15 protein-coding genes are annotated in these 17892 nt (G+C 49.6%); 9 read left to right on the forward strand and 6 right to left on the reverse strand.

All coding sequences use genetic code 11. The features are described from left to right. Window positions 1–33: 33 nt before the first annotated feature. A complete protein-coding gene (gene pdsO, locus SHEWANA3_RS12695; RefSeq protein WP_011717340.1) occupies window positions 34–828 on the reverse strand; it encodes a sortase-associated OmpA-like protein PdsO in 795 nt (264 codons plus the stop codon). Window positions 829–1059: 231 nt separating this feature from the next. Here pdsO and pdsR point away from each other — a divergent pair, with 231 nt between their 5' ends. The 3 genes from pdsR to SHEWANA3_RS12710 all read left to right on the forward strand — a co-directional run bounded on the left by pdsR (window position 1060) and on the right by SHEWANA3_RS12710 (window position 5268). After that, window positions 1060–1752, forward strand: coding sequence for a proteobacterial dedicated sortase system response regulator (gene pdsR, locus SHEWANA3_RS12700; protein ID WP_011717341.1), 693 nt, complete (start codon window positions 1060–1062; stop codon window positions 1750–1752). A gap of 32 nt (window positions 1753–1784) precedes the next feature. Beyond that, a complete protein-coding gene (gene pdsS / locus SHEWANA3_RS12705; protein WP_011717342.1) occupies window positions 1785–3944 on the forward strand; it encodes a proteobacterial dedicated sortase system histidine kinase in 2160 nt (719 codons plus the stop codon). Between the two features lie 124 nt (window positions 3945–4068). Beyond that, window positions 4069–5268: a cystathionine beta-lyase gene (locus SHEWANA3_RS12710; RefSeq protein ID WP_011717343.1), complete on the forward strand. Its 1200-nt coding sequence runs from the start codon at window positions 4069–4071 to the stop codon at window positions 5266–5268. A gap of 112 nt (window positions 5269–5380) precedes the next feature. On the opposite strand, the gene SHEWANA3_RS12715 is transcribed toward SHEWANA3_RS12710, so the two are convergent. Next, entirely contained in the window at window positions 5381–5878 is a 498-nt protein-coding gene (locus SHEWANA3_RS12715; RefSeq protein ID WP_086017301.1) for a CreA family protein, read from the reverse strand. Between the two features lie 27 nt (window positions 5879–5905). Then, the gene (gene yegD, locus SHEWANA3_RS12720; RefSeq protein WP_011717345.1) at window positions 5906–7360 is read right to left on the reverse strand and encodes a molecular chaperone; all 1455 of its coding nucleotides are present in this window, start codon (window positions 7358–7360) and stop codon (window positions 5906–5908) included. 324 nt (window positions 7361–7684) lie between these two features. On the opposite strand from yegD, the gene ppk1 reads away from it, so the two are divergent. Beyond that, window positions 7685–9847 (forward strand): polyphosphate kinase 1, encoded by a 2163-nt coding sequence (ppk1, locus tag SHEWANA3_RS12725; protein ID WP_011717346.1) that lies wholly within the window; start codon window positions 7685–7687, stop codon window positions 9845–9847. Between the two features lie 42 nt (window positions 9848–9889). Further along, the gene (gene ppx / locus SHEWANA3_RS12730; protein ID WP_011717347.1) at window positions 9890–11446 is read left to right on the forward strand and encodes an exopolyphosphatase; all 1557 of its coding nucleotides are present in this window, start codon (window positions 9890–9892) and stop codon (window positions 11444–11446) included. A gap of 85 nt (window positions 11447–11531) precedes the next feature. Here the strand turns inward: ppx and SHEWANA3_RS12735 are convergent, their stop codons facing one another. Beyond that, window positions 11532–12401, reverse strand: coding sequence for an ion transporter (locus SHEWANA3_RS12735; RefSeq protein WP_011717348.1), 870 nt, complete (start codon window positions 12399–12401; stop codon window positions 11532–11534). A 157-nt stretch (window positions 12402–12558) separates the two neighbouring features. On the opposite strand from SHEWANA3_RS12735, the gene SHEWANA3_RS12740 reads away from it, so the two are divergent. The 3 genes from SHEWANA3_RS12740 (at window position 12559) to SHEWANA3_RS12750 (ending at window position 14260) form a co-directional block, all read left to right on the forward strand. Next, entirely contained in the window at window positions 12559–13074 is a 516-nt protein-coding gene (locus SHEWANA3_RS12740; protein ID WP_041413068.1) for a L,D-transpeptidase family protein, read from the forward strand. A gap of 81 nt (window positions 13075–13155) precedes the next feature. Further along, the gene (locus SHEWANA3_RS12745; protein WP_011717350.1) at window positions 13156–13764 is read left to right on the forward strand and encodes a VOC family protein; all 609 of its coding nucleotides are present in this window, start codon (window positions 13156–13158) and stop codon (window positions 13762–13764) included. 235 nt (window positions 13765–13999) lie between these two features. Then, window positions 14000–14260, forward strand: coding sequence for a DUF5062 family protein (locus SHEWANA3_RS12750; RefSeq protein WP_011717351.1), 261 nt, complete (start codon window positions 14000–14002; stop codon window positions 14258–14260). A gap of 81 nt (window positions 14261–14341) precedes the next feature. Here the strand turns inward: SHEWANA3_RS12750 and SHEWANA3_RS12755 are convergent, their stop codons facing one another. Continuing rightward, window positions 14342–15262 carry a M23 family metallopeptidase gene (locus SHEWANA3_RS12755; protein WP_011717352.1) on the reverse strand — a complete coding sequence of 307 codons (921 nt, stop codon included), beginning with the start codon at window positions 15260–15262 and terminating at the stop codon, window positions 14342–14344. 66 nt (window positions 15263–15328) lie between these two features. After that, entirely contained in the window at window positions 15329–16204 is an 876-nt protein-coding gene (locus SHEWANA3_RS12760; protein ID WP_011717353.1) for a 6-carboxytetrahydropterin synthase, read from the reverse strand. Window positions 16205–16784: 580 nt separating this feature from the next. Between SHEWANA3_RS12760 and SHEWANA3_RS12765 the strand changes: the two genes are divergently transcribed. After that, on the forward strand, window positions 16785–17786 hold the full coding sequence (locus tag SHEWANA3_RS12765) for a cytochrome-c peroxidase (protein ID WP_011717354.1): 1002 nt from the start codon (window positions 16785–16787) through the stop codon (window positions 17784–17786). Window positions 17787–17892 lie beyond the last annotated feature (106 nt).

The raw sequence follows: 17892 nt of genomic DNA on the forward strand, positions 1-17892 counted from the left end.
TGATCTTGATTGAATACGATTGATATTGTTGAATTATTCGGTCACGCGGCTCGCCATCAGTCCTTGGTTAGGCTGCATAGTCAGAGTGACTCGGCGATCGAACACATCGGATTCACTATCTTGCTGATCATTGAGCGGCATTCTGGCGCCGAAGGCTTGGGTGGTGATCCGCTCGGGGGCTACGCCTTGCTTAATCAAGTAGCCCCGCACTTCTAACAAACGTTGCTCCGAGAGCGCTTGGTTGTAGGCCAGATCACCGCGACGGTCGGCATAACCTTTCAGCTCGAGATTGGACTCGCTCGAGCGCTTCATCACCTTGGCGACATTGTCTAATTGGGGCAAAAAATGGCTTTCAAGCTCCGACGAGCCTGTACGGAACTGCACATTCATGCCCAGCGCCAACTCACTTAACAGTTGTTGTTGCTCGGCGAGCAGTTCATCGAGTTGCTTTTGGGTTGAGGCGTATTCGGCAGCGCGTTGCTCGCTGGCCTGTTGTTTGGCCGATATGCTCGCCAGTTGTTGGCGCTGCAAGGCAATATGCTGTTGCTGGGTTTTAACCGTGTCGGTATCGGAGACCGATTGGCCAATTAAGGTGCCGGTAAATCCACCGATAATGGCGCCAACAGGCCCGCCCACTAGGGCGCCAAGTAACGCTCCGCCGCCAAGACCTATCAGCGCTTCACCATCATCCTCATCTTGCTCAAGCATCTCAGTCTGTGGCTCTGAGAGCACGGGTTGATTTTGCAAGGAAACCCTTGCCGATACGCTAGCGATGGGCGCGGCGAATACACTCAGTACCAAGATATTAATCAGCGTCTTTTTCATCATCTCATTCCTTTTGATTTGTGCTGCGCTTACCCGCCTAAGTCATTAGCGCGGCGGGTAAAACGGAATGAGCTTATTAAACACAAGCGCCATGGCATAAGCGGGGATGGAAAATGGCAATGCGACTATCAATTGTGGCAACAAAATGGCAATTGCATTTGGGAGCTTTTCTCAGAAATAAATTCCTGTATAGTCACGAAAACTTATCCCCAGCAGTCAATAGGAAGATGGCTAATGAAACGTATCGCCATTGTGGAAGATGAAGCGGCCATTCGCGAAAATTACAAGGATGTGTTGCAGCAACACGGTTACAGTGTGCAAACCTATGCCGACAGGCCATCGGCCATGTTGGCGTTTAATACCCGTCTGCCGGATTTAGCCATTATCGATATCGGCCTTGGCAATGAGATTGACGGCGGTTTTATGCTGTGTCAGTCCCTGCGCGCCATGTCGAGCACTTTGCCGATCATCTTCTTAACCGCGCGGGATAGCGATTTTGATACTGTGTGCGGCCTGCGTTTAGGCGCCGATGATTACCTGAGCAAAGAAGTGAGCTTCCCCCATTTGACCGCGCGTTTAGCCGCACTGTTTCGCCGCTCTGAGCTAGCCACCAGCCAAACGCCGCAGGAAAATTTACTGGAGCGCGGACCGCTCACCATCGACGCCAATCGGATGCAGGTTTCTTGGAACCAGATCCCGATTGAACTCACAGTCACCGAGTTTTGGATGGTGCACGCCCTTGCCAAGCACCCGGGGCACGTCCGTAGCCGCCATGAGCTAATGCAAGAGGCGAAGATTTTTGTCGATGACAGCACTATTACTTCCCATGTGAAGCGAATCCGTAAGAAATTTATGGCCGCCGCGCCCGAATTTGATTGTATTGATACCGTTTATGGCATGGGCTATCGCTGGGACAGCCTAGCCTAAACCATGCAAAGTAGCAGATTAGCCAGCATTCTATGACACGTTTTCCCTTCGGTCTTCGCACTAAAGTTATTGGCCTCAGCCTGTTTTTACTCTGCCTACCTTGGCTGGGGTACCAATATGTGTGGGAGATGGAAAAATACCTGCGCCACGGTCAGGAACGCACCTTAGAGGGCACCACTCAAGCCTTAGCGACCGCCTTACATGAGCGGCCCAAGCTGTTCGACGGTCAGGCCAGCTTTTTAAAGCAGGTTGAAAAGAGTCGCGATCTCTATGCTTACCCCCTCGCAGGTGCGATCCTGCTCGATGGCAAACTCAATGAATGGCAGGAATATCAGCACAGATTTATCCAGTACGGTGAGGCGAATCTCATCATGCGTGCCGATCCCAGTACGCCGCTCACCTTGAGTTTTACCCATATGGTGGGTCAGTACGATGGTTATCTGTATGCCTTTTTTCAGGTGGTCGATCCCAATGTGGTGTTTCGGGGAAAGAATGCCTTAAGCGTCGATAGAAACGATCACCTGTCGATTGCGACCCTTGCCCCCGACAATAAATTTAAACGCTATATCGTGGCTACGACCCAGCCAGGCTGGATCAGTGCCTTCGAACTGCCCGCCAATCCTAAACAAACCGTGCCCGTGACACCCGAAGTCCGGATTCAAGGACAATGGGCCACCACGGATGTGGGCTACAATATCGAACTGCGGATCCCCTTAGACATGGTGGGCAGTAAACTGGGATTTGCAATTTCCGATGTCAACGACAGCAAGTACCGCGATATCACTGCGGTTGTCGGCACCTCCGCCTTAGATACCGTCGATAAACTGGGTACAGTATTAGTGCCATCACCCGAAATTGAAAATATTATCAAAGGGATGAGCCACTATAGCTCACGGATTTGGGTGGTCGATAAACACGGGCGTGTGCTCGCGAAGTCTGGCGATATCCGTGACAGCAACAGTGTGTGGACGCGCACCCTCGATGATGAAAACAGCAATTCTATGTGGCAACGTTTTCAGCGCGACTACCTACACCCGCTCTACTATAAAATCCTCACTAAACCACCTAAGGATTTTATCGATTCCCTGCAAGATTCGACTGAGCTCGACGGCAGCCATATTCAAAAGGCACTTGCGGGACAACAAAGCTCGACCTGGCGACTGACCCCAGACAATAAGGCTGTGGTGCTGGCGGCCGCAAGCCCCATTTGGATTGATAACAATGTGATGGGCGCCGTGGTGGCCGAAGAAACCACCCACGGTATTCGCACCCTGCGTAACCGTGCGCTGGAAAAACTGTTTAACGTGATCCTGACCATTATGAGCATGGGCACCTTAGCGCTGTTTTTCTTCGCCTCGAGCATTTCTAATCGTATCCGCAAACTGCGCGATGAAGCCGAGAATGCTATCGACAGCCAAGGTCGTGTGCGTAACCATTTAAAACCCTCTAAGGCGCGGGACGAGATTGGCGACTTATCACGCAGCTTTGCCAGTATTGTCGGCCGTTTGGGTCAATACACCCATTATCTAGAGAATATGTCGTCGCGCCTGTCCCATGAATTACGCACGCCGGTGGCAGTAGTGCGCTCCTCGTTAGAACACTTAAATTTACAAACCTTAGATAAAGACACGCAAAAGTACGTCGACCGCGCCCAAGAAGGGGTGAGCCGATTAAGCATGATTTTGAACAATATGAGTGAGGCAACGCGCCTCGAGCAGAGCCTCACTCAGGCCGATGTGGCTAAGTTCCCGCTATCCCAAGTGGTGAGCGGCTGTATGCAAGGTTATCAAATGACCTACCCTGAGCAGCAGTTTAGCGTCAAAGTGCCCGAGCAGCCGTTGATGATGCAGGGCGTACCCGAATACATCGCCCAATTGATGGACAAACTTATCGCCAACGCCATCGAGTTTTGTCATCAAGGCAGTGCGATCGAAGTGACCCTCACCCAAGTTGGCAAACAAGCTACTTTGCTTATCAGCAACTTAGGGCCACAGTTGCCAGTGGATATGTCGGAGCAGATCTTCGACTCCATGGTTTCGGTGCGGATCAATCAAGCCCAAGACAAACCTCACCTCGGGTTAGGTTTGTATATTGCGAGGCTCGTGACCGAGTTCCACCAGGGTAAAATTTTGGCCCGCAACCGCAGCGAAAACGATGGGGTCGATATACTGGTCACCCTGCCGCTGAGCTAATCCACGCTCTGCAACTTGAGGCAAACTCATCTGTTTGCCTCCTGCCATTTTCACGGGCAGATGCTAAGATGACGGCCATCACAATGGATAACAACATAAAAACTGACTCGCCAAGGTAAGCCCTATGACAGATAAACATCAGCTAGCCACCCAAATCGTCAGCGTCGGTCGAGATAAAAAATGGACCAAGGGCGTGATTAACCCGCCCGTATTTCGCGCATCCACTATCGTCTTCGACACCATGGAAGACATGCGTCACGCCGCTAAAAACAAAACCAATGGCGAAATGTTTTATGGCCGCCGCGGCACCCCAACCCATTTTGCGTTTCAGGCGGCGATCAGTGAGCTCGAAGGTGGCGCAGGTACGGCGCTTTATCCCTCGGGTGCGGCAGCGATTAGCGCGGCTTTGTTATCGTTTTTACAGGCGGGCGATCACCTCTTGATGGTCGACAGTGTTTACGAGCCAACGCGAGATCTCTGTAGCCATATTCTGGCGGGCTTTAATATTGAGACCACCTATTACGATCCGCTAATTGGTGAAGGCATCCGCGAGCTTATTCGCCCCAATACTAAGGTGCTATTTTTAGAGTCTCCCGGCTCCATCACCATGGAAGTGCAGGACGTCCCAACCCTATGCCGTATCGCCCATGAACATGGATTGGTGACTATTCTCGACAACACTTGGGCGTCGCCAATCAATAGCAAGCCCTTCGAGATGGGTGTCGATGTGTCGATTCAAGCCGCGACCAAATATATCGTCGGTCACTCTGATGTGATGATAGGCACCGCGACCGCCAACGAGAAGCACTGGCCGCAGCTGCGTGAGCGCAGTTATTTATTGGGGCAAACCACCTCCCCCGACGATGTGTATCTCGCTACGCGCGGATTACGCACCCTAGGCGTGCGCATGGCGCAGCATGAGAAAAATGCCCTTAAAGTAGCTAACTGGTTGAAAACGCGCCCCGAGGTTGATCATTTACGTCACCCCGCCTTTGATACCTGCCCTGGACATGAATTCTTTAAACGCGACTTTAGCGCCGCCAACGGCCTGTTCTCCTTCGTGTTAAAGCAAGGGGATCAAGAAGCGGTCACCGCCCTCGTTGAAAATATGCAGCATTTTAAAATGGGGTTTTCGTGGGGCGGTTATGAGAGTCTGATCCTAGGGATTTTCGGGATTGAAAAAATCCGCAGTGCCACTCAGTGGGATGCACGCAAGCCGTTGATCCGTGTGCATATTGGCCTAGAAGATCCCGATGATTTAATTGCCGATCTCAGCGCGGGCTTTGAGCGCTTTAATGCCGTACTCGCCACCAAGGCCAAATAAAGCTTAAACAACTTATATGTTAAACAACGAAGGCGGGAACTCTCCCGCCTTTATTTTGCCCCGCCTTCTTTGTGCCCCGCCATCGTATTACTTCGGCTTCAATTCACCTTTGCTATTTTGGCTGAGCCCCGCTGACAGCGGGGTCAATCCACGCCTGTGAGCCGTACAAAGGCACGGTCGATAAGGCATGTTTGTGGCTACCATTAGTCTCTTTAGTCGAATAGGACAAATACAGCAAGGTTTGATTGGGCGCATCGTAAATTCGGCGCACTTTTAAGCTCTTAAATAAAATACTTAAAGATTCGGTAAAGACCACTTCGCCGTGTTTGCTCTTATCGATGTTGGCGATATCGGCGGCGGAAATCGGCCCCGTTTGACGACAACTTATGCCCATATCCGAAGGATCGGCAAAATCGAGGTTCGCTTCGATACGGCTAATATGGCAGGTCACTCCTGGGATTTTGGGGTCCTGCTTGGCATCGATAATCACATCCTTAGTGGTAAATAACCCAAGGCTCACTTTACCGACATCATCGCCACAGCCCGTGAGTACCATCCCCGCCAGCGTCACGGCCAGCAAAGACATCAAAGCCTTATTGACTCTTTTCATCTGTTTATCCTTATTCATCATCCTTCCTTATTGAGCAAAACACTTTTGTGCCCAGCGCGTTAACCCCGCCGTCACCGAACCAAAGTGGTCACCGACGACCACAGGGGTATCGGGATAAAGGCTAGTGATTTTAGCGTAAATCGCTGGGCTGCGCGCGGTGCCTCCCGTCACATAAATCACATCGGGTTTGCACTCAAGACTATCGGCATCCACAGACAGCTCCTCTGGCGCTAAGCCATTGCCCGCAAGACTCTTTGCCGCCTGAGTCAACGCTTGGTGCATCAGCGCCTCAATCTTGGTGAGCGAAGGCTCAATCGCCGTTTCAAAGCCCGTGCGGCTCACTTCGGCCCGAAGTGATGCTTCAATAAAGTCCAGCGCACTCTGCGTCGTTTGTGCCTCCGACAGGGCAATTTTAGCGCGTTCTGCTAGTCGTACAATTTGGTAGCTTAACTGTTGTTGCTGCACTTTAAGCAATCTTTTTAACAGCTGCGGCTGCTCGGCCTCTTTAATGAGTTCATCAATCAACTTGCGAGTGCTTAGGGTGGCAAACTCACGCTGGGCGCTAATATCGTTGACGGCGACCGCATTCCAAAAAGGATTGCTCGGCATAGGCTTACCATTACTCATCAGCGAGCCTAAGCCAAAGTGCGGCATAAAGGCATTCATCGCCAGCGCAATATCCAAATCGTTTCCGCCAATCCGCTGGCCGCTGTGGCCAAGGCAATCGGCACTGCGATCGAAACTCGCCTGATGCTTTGGCCCCATTTTGACCACGGAGCAGTCGGTCGTACCGCCACCGACGTCGACCACCAGCACGGTTTGGTCGGCACTGAGGCTCGCCTCATAGTCCATCCCCGCGGCCAGTGGTTCGAATAGGAATGCCACATCAACAAACCCCGCCCGTTTCGCGGCTAAGGTCAAAATGGCCTCAGCTTGGCGGTTACTCTCTTCACCACCAATGCCTTGAAAGTTCACTGGGCGGCCAATCACCGCATGGGTAATGCTGGTCTGTCCCTCAGATACGACGCCCTTTTCAGCGAGTACGGCTTCGGCGCGCACTTTAATGTGCTGCATCATTAAGGTGACTATGTCTTCAAACAGGGCGACTTGCTCGGGTCTCAGGCCCGTTGCCCCTAAAAAGGATTTTGGCGAACGGACATAAAAACCTTCTTCCGGCATTTCAAGATAAGCGGCCACGGCCTGCTCACCCACAAACACCGCTTGGGTTTCGGCATCGAGATCTAATTCATGGCGCACCATACGGGCGCGGCTCAATTGCGCGGCGCGCTTCTTGGCATAATCCGCTTTTAACGCCTGCGGCAAGCCACGGTAAACGGCCTCGGCAATAAGCTCTCTATCCATTGCATACACAGTGGAAGGTAAATAGGCTGAATCGCTCGATAAGGGTAACAGTGAAACGTCATCTCCCTGCATGATCCCAACGGCACAGTTGGCACTGCCATAATCAAATCCGACAAACATCCGCTTACCCCTACAGTCAAACCACAATCAAAAAGCCGAGCAAGGTAACACAGTTTGCCCCAATCCCAAAGGAAGCCCAGCACAGTTTCCCTGCTTTACCTTGTAAATTTGCGGCTAAATGTAAGTTCATTTTAAAGTCACATTTCTGTCACACTTGTCATCAATCTGACATATTCAGCTCGTATCTTTGAGCGCATATCACTTTCGCCTGAAGGGGAAATGGTCAGTAAATCCCTTCATTTTTCAGTAGCAAATCTGATTGCACTCCGATGGATGAATGCTATTGTATATTGCGCCATGACGCTTGCTTAAAGGAGCTGTGCAGTGTCCCCGAATACCGATAAACTGTCGATCGATAAAGAAATCTCTTGGTTGTCATTCAACGAGCGGGTGCTGCAGGAGGCCTGTGATCCCAATGTGCCTATCGTGGAGCGGGTGCGCTTTTTAGGCATATTCTCCAATAATATGGATGAGTTCTTTCGGGTGCGGGTGGCCGCGGTCAGACGTTCAATTCTACTCTCCGCGTTGCAGGAAGGTCGCAGCAATAGCCGTCACCTCATGGCCAAAATTCAAACTAAAGTGATGGCATTGCAGGAGCGTTTCGATAGCATTTACGTCGAACTGATGCGTGAGTTAGTCCGTCGCAACATTTTGTTAATTAACGAAAAACAATTAAGTGAGTTCCACAGTAACTGGCTTAAAAAACATTTTCGCGATCATTTTAAACGCCATATCGCGCCGCTTATCGTTAACAACAATCGCGATTTAGTAAAGCATATCAACGACGACGCCACTTATCTGTGTGTGTGTTTGTTCACTAAATCCCGCAGACAATATGCCCTCGTGGAAGTGCCCACCAAAAATGTGCCGCGTTTTATTGAGTTACCCGCCGAAAAATCGAAGGCGAAAAAATACTTAATCCTGCTGGATAATATTATTCGCCACTGTGTGGACGATCTCTTTGGTCCCTTCTTCGAGTACGATGCGATTGAAGTCTATTCGATGAAGCTGACTCGCGACGCCGAGTTCGATATTACCGACGAACTTGAACAAACCCAGCTTGAAAAAATGACCAAGGGTTTGAAAAAACGCCTGACCGCCGAACCCGTGCGTTTGGTGTACGACAAAGAAATGCCCGAGCATATGCTTGAAATGCTAAAGGAAAATTTAAACATCAGCTCGACTGAATGTTTGATCCCCGGCGGGCGCTACCACAGCTTCAAAGACTTTATCGGCTTCCCTAACCCTAGCCGTGATTACCTCGAAAACGAGAAATTGCCCGCGCTCAATAGCTCGGGCTTTGGTCGCAGCGCCAACAGTTTCGATGCGATCAAGATGGGCGATATTATGGTCAACTATCCGTACCATAAGTTTTCCCACTTTACCGAAATGGTGCGTCAGGCCGCCTACGATCCTGCTGTGCGTTTTATTCGCATCAACCTTTACCGTGTCGCGAAAAAATCCCATGTGATGCAATCGCTTATCGATGCGGTGAAAAATGGTAAACAAGTCACCGCCGTGATTGAGCTACGGGCACGCTTTGACGAGCAATCTAATATTGAGTGGACACGGGTGCTCGCCGAGGCGGGCGTGAAAGTCCACCATGGGATCACCAGCTTAAAAGTACACTCAAAGTTGTGTTTGATTGGCCGCGAAGAGCAAGGCGAGATGAAGCTCTATTGCCACGTAGGTTCAGGCAACTTTAACGAAGGCACGGCGCGGGTCTATACCGACTTATCGCTGTTTACCGCCAATCAGGAAATCGCCCGCGAAGTGGAGCAAGTGTTTGACCTGATTGAACATCCATACCGCCGCGATAACTTCCAGCATTTGATTGTGTCGCCCTATGATGCGAGACAAAAACTGACCCATTTGATTGATAACGAAATCGTCAATGCCCAGAGCCATATTAAGGCGGCGATTACCTTAAAATTGAATAACCTGCTAGATGAATCCTTAGTCCAAAAACTTTATGAGGCCTCGGCTGCGGGGGTCAAAATCAAACTGTTGATCCGCGGTATGTGCTCGCTGATTCCACAAATTCCGGGGATCAGCGACAACATCGAGATTTACAGTATTGTCGACCGATTTTTAGAACATTCACGGGTGATGCTGTTCCATGCCGGTGGTGAGAATAAATTATTTATCAGCTCCGCCGATTGGATGAGCCGCAACATAGATAACCGCGTCGAAGTGAGTGTGCCTATTTATGATCCGCGTCTAAAACAAATGGTGATGGATATTTTATCGTTACAGTTCAATGACAACACTAAGGCGCGCATCATCAATAAGGAACAGAGCAATCCTTATCGTAACCGCGGTAATAAACGTAAAGTGCGTTCTCAAATTGCCATTTATCAATATCTGATTAATTATGAGAAGCGATTGCAGCAAGAATTTAGCACCCAGCGCGAAGCCGCAAAGCTTGAAGCGGAGCACGCGGCGGAACTTGCCCACAATCTCGAATTACAGGCCAAAGCCAGCTAACGCTGGCTTTATCATCGTCTCGATTGCCTAAGGATAATCCGATTGGTTGCCACACATTCACAACCGCGACACTTTGTCGCTATCGACATGGGCTCAAACAGTTTTCATCTGGTTATCGCCCGTGAGCAAGACGGCAGCTTGCAAATATTGCACAAAGAAAAACAACAAGTTCAGTTAGCGACGGGCCTTAATGCGCAGAACATCCTCAGCATGGATGCTATCGAGCGCGGCCTCAATTGCCTGCGAGACTTTAATCAGCGTTTTTCCAACCTCGACCAAGCCCAGGTACGTTTAGTCGCCACCCATACCCTAAGGGTGGCCAAAAACCGTGAGCAGTTTATTGAAGCGGCGCTCAGCATTATGCCCTATCCGGTGGAGGTGATTTCTGGCCACGAGGAAGCGCGCCTCATCTATAACGGCATTGCCCAAAGCCAAGTGCTGGGTAAACGCAATATCGTTATCGATATCGGCGGCGGCTCGACCGAAGTGGTACTCGGGCAAAAAAATACCCCCACCTATTTATCGAGCCTGCGTTGTGGCTGTGTGAGTTTTAACGAACGCTTTTTTATCGATGGACAAATCACGCCGGCCTCATTTCGCGGAGCGCAAAGCGCCGCCGATAAACAATTTGCCTCGCTATCAAAAGAATATTTCAGTGGCGATTGGGACTTAGTGCTTGGCAGCTCAGGTACAGTCAAAGCCATTTGCGAAGCGATTCAGGAAGATCATGGCGATGAAATCGTCACCCTCGCCCGTCTCAAACAATTAAAGCTGAAACTGATTAAGTGCGGACACATCAGCCAAGTGCACTTTGCCAATGTCGATGATAAACGCACGCCACTCGTGCCCGCTGGCCTTGCAATTTTAATCAGCTTTTTTAGGCGCTTACCTATTGAACAATTGGAATTTAGTCCGGGCGCCCTGCGCGAAGGCGTACTCTACGAATTAGCGAAAATCGGTCAATATCAAGATATTCGCCATCGCACAGTCGACAGTATTGCCCAGCTTTACCATGTGGATATGCCCCACGCGGCCAAAGTGCGGGACACCGCCATGGCGCTGTTTGAGCAAGTCGCCGATGAATGGGGATTAAGACCCCATGCGCGTTTGCTGTCCTACGCTGCCACTTTGCATGAGATTGGGCTGCACATCAACTCAAAGGCATTGCATAAACACGGCGCTTATATCATCAGTAACAGTGACTTACCGGGTTTTAGTGAGGCGCTGCAACAGGATTTAGCTAGGCTTATCGCCAACCACCGTAAGAAACCCAATGAATTGTTACTCGCCGAATTAGAGCCAAACCACAAACTCACCCTCATTCGCCTCGCCTGTCTGCTGCGCTTAGCGGTGTTAGTGCATTTAGGCCGGATTGCCAAGGCCCTAGTGCTTGAGAAAATCCAAGTGGTTCCAGAGGGACTCATGCTAGTGCTGCCCAGCCATAAACGTAAAATCAGTTTGTTTATGAAAGATTTGCAGCGTGAACAGAAACAGATGGCGGCTTTAGGGATGCAGCTGCGTTTAGTCTCTAGCCTTGGGCTGGATCAGGATAAAAATCTCAAGGTAAAAGACGATACATTGAACGCCGTCGCCAGCTAATCTGTTCCTCCTTTCTTATCCCTTCTAATCCTTCCTCCCTTAGTGCCGTTAACGCACTAAGGGATGAAGAAACCTACATTTGATGCTACTTATCTCCTTTCCAGTGGGGCGCTTCAAGCTTATCCAGTTCACAACCACAACGATTACAATAAGTGGCATCGAGATCATGGCCCATCTTATGGCATTGGTTGCAGGAACGTAGGTCCCTGTGACGGCCCACTTCTTGGGAGATTTCCGCGGTTAAAATCCCCGTTGGGATCGCAATAATCGAATAACCCAGCAACATAGTAAAAGCCGCAATCGCTTGACCTAATTCGGTTTTTGGCGTGATATCGCCATAACCCACAGTCGTGATTGTCACAATTGTCCAGTAGACAGATTTGGGGATAGAGCTAAAACCATTCTCAGGGCCTTCGACCACATACATCACGGCGCTTAACACCATGATGATTAAACTCACCGAGAAGAAAAACAAAAACACCTTGCGGCTCGACTGCAACATGGCCTTGAGCAGCAGATTACCCTCGCTTAAATAGCGCAGTAATTTCAGTACTCTAAAGATCCTAAAGAGGCGCAGCACCCTGATCACTAAGGTGAAATTCGCCCCAGGAATAAACAGCGCCAGATAACTCGGCAATACCGACAATAAATCCACTAAACCGTAAAAGCTGCGGGCATACAACACAGGATGGGTCGCGCAATACAGCCTTAAACCATATTCAATGGTAAAAATCAGCGTAAACACCCACTCTAAAACGCGAATGATGTGCCCATAATCTTGGTGAACCGCTTCGACCGTATCTAGGAACACCAACGCAACACTGAGCACAATACAGACCATTAAGCCGATATCGAAGTAACGTCCTGCGGGCGTATCAGTGCCAAAAATTATGGTGCGTAACTGATGTTTTAATGGGCTTTCGGTGTCTGGTTTTTCAGGCGACAGATCTGACATAAGGGAAAACTTCCTTGCGACAAAAAGCGTTATCTTTTCCAAATCCCCAAAGTCTGCCATGCAATTGCCACTAGCTCAAAATTATCTACTCACATAGACATAAAATTGCGGTATGATGCGCGAAAAACCTATATCTGCGTTATTTTTAGAGGAAGACATGCGCGTACCCCTACTCACTAAAACAATTACTGTGGCCATGACTCTCGCCGCACTGATTTCACCCCAAGTGCTCGCCTCATCGGGTATAGGTAAAGTCGATTTAGTGGTGATCACTAAGTCTGAGTCCAATATGGCGCTATTAAGGGACGGCAAAATCCTCAAGCAATACCGTATTGCCATGGGTGACTTACCGACGGGTCACAAGTTAACTGAAGGTGACCAACGTACGCCGCAGGGCCGTTATATTCTGGACTACAAAAAATCCGATAGCGCCTATTACAAATCGATCCATATTTCTTATCCCAATGAAGAAGATAAGTTAAGAGCCAAGGCGCTGGGGATCCGCCCGGGTGGCATGATCATGATCCACGGCCAGAACCCACGTTCACCTCTCACTCCCGAGCAGGCGCAGCAATACAACTGGACCGACGGTTGTATCGCCATTACCAACGCCGAGATGGATGAAGTGTGGAAAGCCGTTGATGAAGGCACGCCCATCGAGATTTGGCCCTAAGCGCTAAGCTTGATTAGCCCTATGCGACTCAACGCCCAGTCAAATGGGCGTTTTTGTTTGTACCCGTTTTAAGGATGTTTTATGTCAACAATCACTACAGAGGCTGAAGTATTCAGCTACGCCACATTAGAGCTGACATGGCCAGAGTTTGAGGCGAAAATCCTCGCATTTCTCGACCAATTAGGCTTAGCGGACAAGGCGCTGCATTGCGATCATGTCGCCTTGAGAGTGAACAGCATAGCTGCTGCCGATGCACTCAAGCAGGCCTTTAACGCACGCGGGCGGATCATCTCGGATAATCAAATTAATGGCCGCACTATCCTGATTATCGAACTTGATAAGCCATTAATATTAGGTAGCTTTAACATCGACTGCGTCGAATTACCCTATCCCGGTGATACCCTTTATCCCCAAGAAGGTTGGGAACATATCGAACTGGTACAGCCATCCACTGCACAGGACTGCGACAGCCTAAGCCAAGAACTAGCTCAGTTGAGCCCATCACTTGTGCCATTACTCCAAGGGAAAACGGCATCCTTAACCGAAGCGCCGATAAAAGTGAAATTCAGCTCGCCCAAGGGTGATAAAGAACGTTTAGCCAACCCCACCATTGCCTTTAAACAAGCCGATATTTGTATCAAAATTCACCCGCACAGCATAAAAGCGGTTATCGCCAGCGAACAGGCGTAGAGGAAACAGCAATCCATTTGCGCCCCTTCTCGAGAAGAGTGTGAGCCCCATACCAATTACTGACAATCGCCTGCACAAAACAGGCAGTTTGAGAAAAAGTCAGCAACAATAAAGGTGGAAATAGTCTAGTTTATGACTATTAACGCTTTGATTCGCCATTAGGTTTTATCGATTTTTGTGTTATCGAACACGGGAATGCCAGCAGGCTTCCCCTGTTATTATAAGGACGCAGCGCATGAAACCCCACAAGCATGAAGCACAGCTACTCAAACTCGCCTTGGATATTGGGATCGGCTACGCCAAAAAACGTGGTTTTGACGACTTTGATAAGGGTGTGTCGCCCAAGGATAAGGTGGAATGTATTTATCGGCTTTTAGTGACCGATAATTTGATCCAACCCTTAGCCAAAGACAAGGAAGATGGCCCGAATATGAAGCACAAGCTGGTACTGTGGATCATCCGACATCTGCCGACAGATCACCCGTTATTGCAATAACCGCTCAAGCATAAAACAGGGCGCCAATGATTAGGCGCCCAGTTAGGAGATAAGAGATAGACTAAGAGATAGTCGCGGGAGTTACTTCGCGACTTTTTGCGCTTTCTGTGCTTTTTCCGCCGCCAGCACGGTCGCCATAGAGGGCACTATGGTTGTAGGATCGAGGCGCATTTGATACCAGTTTAATCGCCAATCTAAATGCGGGCCATTCGCTCGGCCTGTCGCGCCGACTTCTGCCACTGCTTGCCCTTGCTTAACGGTTTCGCCCGCATTGACATAGAGTTTGCTTAAGTGCAAAAAGCTGGAACTCACACCATAACCATGGTCGATGATCATAGTGCCGCCCGAATAAAACATATCGGGAACCGAAAGACTAATCACGCCATCGGCAGGCGCGACTACCACAGTGCCAGTTTTCGCGGCGACATCCACACCAAAATGTGGATTGCCTGGGACATCGTTATAAATACGCTGACTGCCATAGACGCCCGAGATCCTGCCGGTTAATGGCCAAATAAACGACTGTAAAAATGCCGTTTGCTCGCTAAAAGTGCCACGAGCCGCTTTCACCTGCGCCGTATCTTTAGCTGCTCGCTCCTGGGCCACCGGATCGGGCTTCATGATTTTATTGCTGATGCCCTTAACGCTCTGAATATTGTATTCACGCTTAGTGACACTAAGCGGTTTGACTTCGGTTAAGCCATCGGGATAGACCAAGCGTAGCTCTTGACTCAGCTGCGCATCCCTATCAAAACCAAAGGCAAAATGGCCGTCTGGCGTCACTTTTAATGCTTCACCATTAAGACTTATCTGCGTGCCCGCCGGCGCTTTACCACGAATTAACGCGCCCTGCTCAAATTGCCCTTCAAAGCTGACCTGCGCCTGAGTCGATAAGCTAAACAGAGTTAAGAACGACAAGATCGCAGTCTTACAAGTGCGCGATGGTGTATTCGGCAAAGTTTTTAACAACTTAGGTAGCGCATTTGGTAAAGCGTTTAGCATCTTCTCAAAAATCCTTATTCAAACAATAACGCCCTAAAGATTAGGGCGTTATAAAAAATCGACGGGTTAATTGCCTTTACTTACGATGGCGCCTTTCCCCACGCCTTCGTAGGCAATCACAGTAAATTGGCTTGAAGGCACTTTTGCCACTAAGGTGGTCGCCATATAGTCGGCCAGCAATTCAACCGTGGTATCGTGCGGGATCAAATCACAACATTCCTTGGGCATGGCCAGTTGGAAATCCCCCTGCGGCGCTTGATAGTGAAAGCCATAATGGCTGTCATCACTGATCCGCGTTTGTGGCGACAGGTTTAAGGTCTTTACTGACACTAAATCCTCTTCACTACCGAGGTAGATATCGTGCCAACGCTTGGCCCAATATTCATCCCATTTCGGTGCCGGAATGCCGTTTTCAAACACTTGAACCGGGCTGCGATGACCATGGGCTATCCGCTGGCAATTGCCATCGTGTTTACGTAAACCATGGCTGTAATGATAGTAAGGCGAGTTCAGGATCTCATGTCTTAAGGTGAGGCTAATACCTTCAACATTATCGGGCAGAGTTTCCCGCAGTGCTTTTTGTAAAAAGGCATTAACGCTTGGAATATCAATCTGTTCCGATGGAACGAGTGCAAAGGCTTGGGAAGGACAAGCTAAGTGGATCTCACCGAGCGCGCTATCGAAATCCATCCACACCCGATCGCCCTGCTGCTGCCAACGCACGCCACTGTAGGCGGTCGGCACCAATAAACGATGATCGGCCACCGCATCAATAGTCTGCTTAATGGTTCGTTTCACTCTAGCGAAATCGAGCACCATATTTTGCTCGTCTAGGCCGCCTTCTAATACCACATCGACAATCCAGCTTTCCCCTACCATGCCACGCTTGGGGCAAAGATAGGAAAAATCGATCACGGTTAAATCTTTTACAAACAGTTGCATTGACTCTCCTCGGCAGAAAAACAGTCCGCCTTAATAGGGATTGCGCCACTTAGCGATGGCCGAGCACGCTCACTTGGTCTTACACCAAGCTTACCCAAACAGTAAATAAGGATTCTAATCAATTCTGCCTCGCCCCGCGACAAATGAATCCGCTGTTAGGCGCTTTTTATCTGTATGACACAACAAATGCACAAGCTGCGCGCATGAGTTAACCAATTCAATGGCTAATTGAATGGCTGAGTAAGCAAAAAGCAAAATGCTCTTACGCCACTCGCCCATCCCTTGCGCGCGGAAACATCTCGATAAGCCCGCCAAGGGTTACATCTGATCAATAGCGATGAATAGACGAGCATAAATACAGGCTGGTTAATAGATACTCGCGATTAGCAGATGAATTGCTAAACGAAACACCGCCCAGCCTATCGAGATAATCAAACAAAAACAGCGAATTAGCTCACAAAAATCTAATCCACAACTGCGATAGACCCAATCGAAACAAGGCGTTATCCCTAAGCCGATTAAGCCGTTAGTATCGCCCTATAGACCACACATAAAACAAGGTTAATAAGGGAGAGACCAGATGATAAAACTCACCGCTATCGCGATCAGTATTATGGCCATGTTAGGCGGGCACTACGCCGTTGCTGCCGAACCGATTGAAGTGATTACGCCTGCTAAAATCACTGAGCCAGAAAAAGTCGAGCTGGGTAAGATGCTGTTTTTCGAACCTAGACTGTCGAAATCAGGCTTTATCTCCTGTAATTCTTGCCACAATCTTTCCACCGGTGGCGTGGATGCCCTACCTACATCGATTGGCCACCATTGGCAAGAGGGTCCAATTAACTCCCCAACCGTGCTGAACGCCGACTTTATGCTGGCGCAATTCTGGGATGGCCGTGCCAGCGACTTAAAAGAACAGGCCGCGGGTCCGATTGCCAATCCGAAGGAAATGGGCTTTACCCATGAGCTGGCCACCGAAACCATTGCCTCAATGCCCGCATACCGTGCTCGCTTTGCTAAGGTCTACGGTGATGACAAAGTCGATATCGATCGTTTAACCGATGCCATTGCCGCCTTCGAAAAAACCTTAGTCACACCGAATAGCCCCTTCGATCAATATTTATTGGGTAAACAGGATGCGATTAGCAGCGAAGCCAAAGCGGGTTACCAACTGTTTAAGGACAAAGGCTGCGTCAGTTGCCACAACGGCCCTGCGGTCGGTGGCACTATGTTTATGAAGATGGGCTTAATCAAACCGTTCCACACCAATAATCCTGCCGAAGGGCGTAAAGGCGTGACGGGCAAAGAAGCCGATAAATATGTGTTTAAAGTACCGACGCTGCGTAATATCGAGCTCACCTATCCCTACTTCCACGATGGCAGCGTATGGACGCTCGAAGAAGCGGTCAATACCATGGCAGATATTCAGTTAGGGCAAAAGCTTACCGACAAGGAAACCAAGGAAATGGTGTCGTTTTTAAATTCACTCACAGGTGAACAGCCGCAGATCACTCTGCCAATTCTGCCGCCATCGAATAAAGCGACGCCGCGCCCTGTACCATTTGCAGCAGCAACCAAGTAATCCGAGCTAAACGGCACTTCAGATAAGTCGCTTTCGCGCAAAAGAGAAAGGCCGAGGATTCATCCTCGGCCTTTTTGTTTAATGCTGGCAGCTTAAAAAGCGGACG

It is taken from the genome of Shewanella sp. ANA-3, assembly GCF_000203935.1.
GTDB lineage: Bacteria > Pseudomonadota > Gammaproteobacteria > Enterobacterales > Shewanellaceae > Shewanella.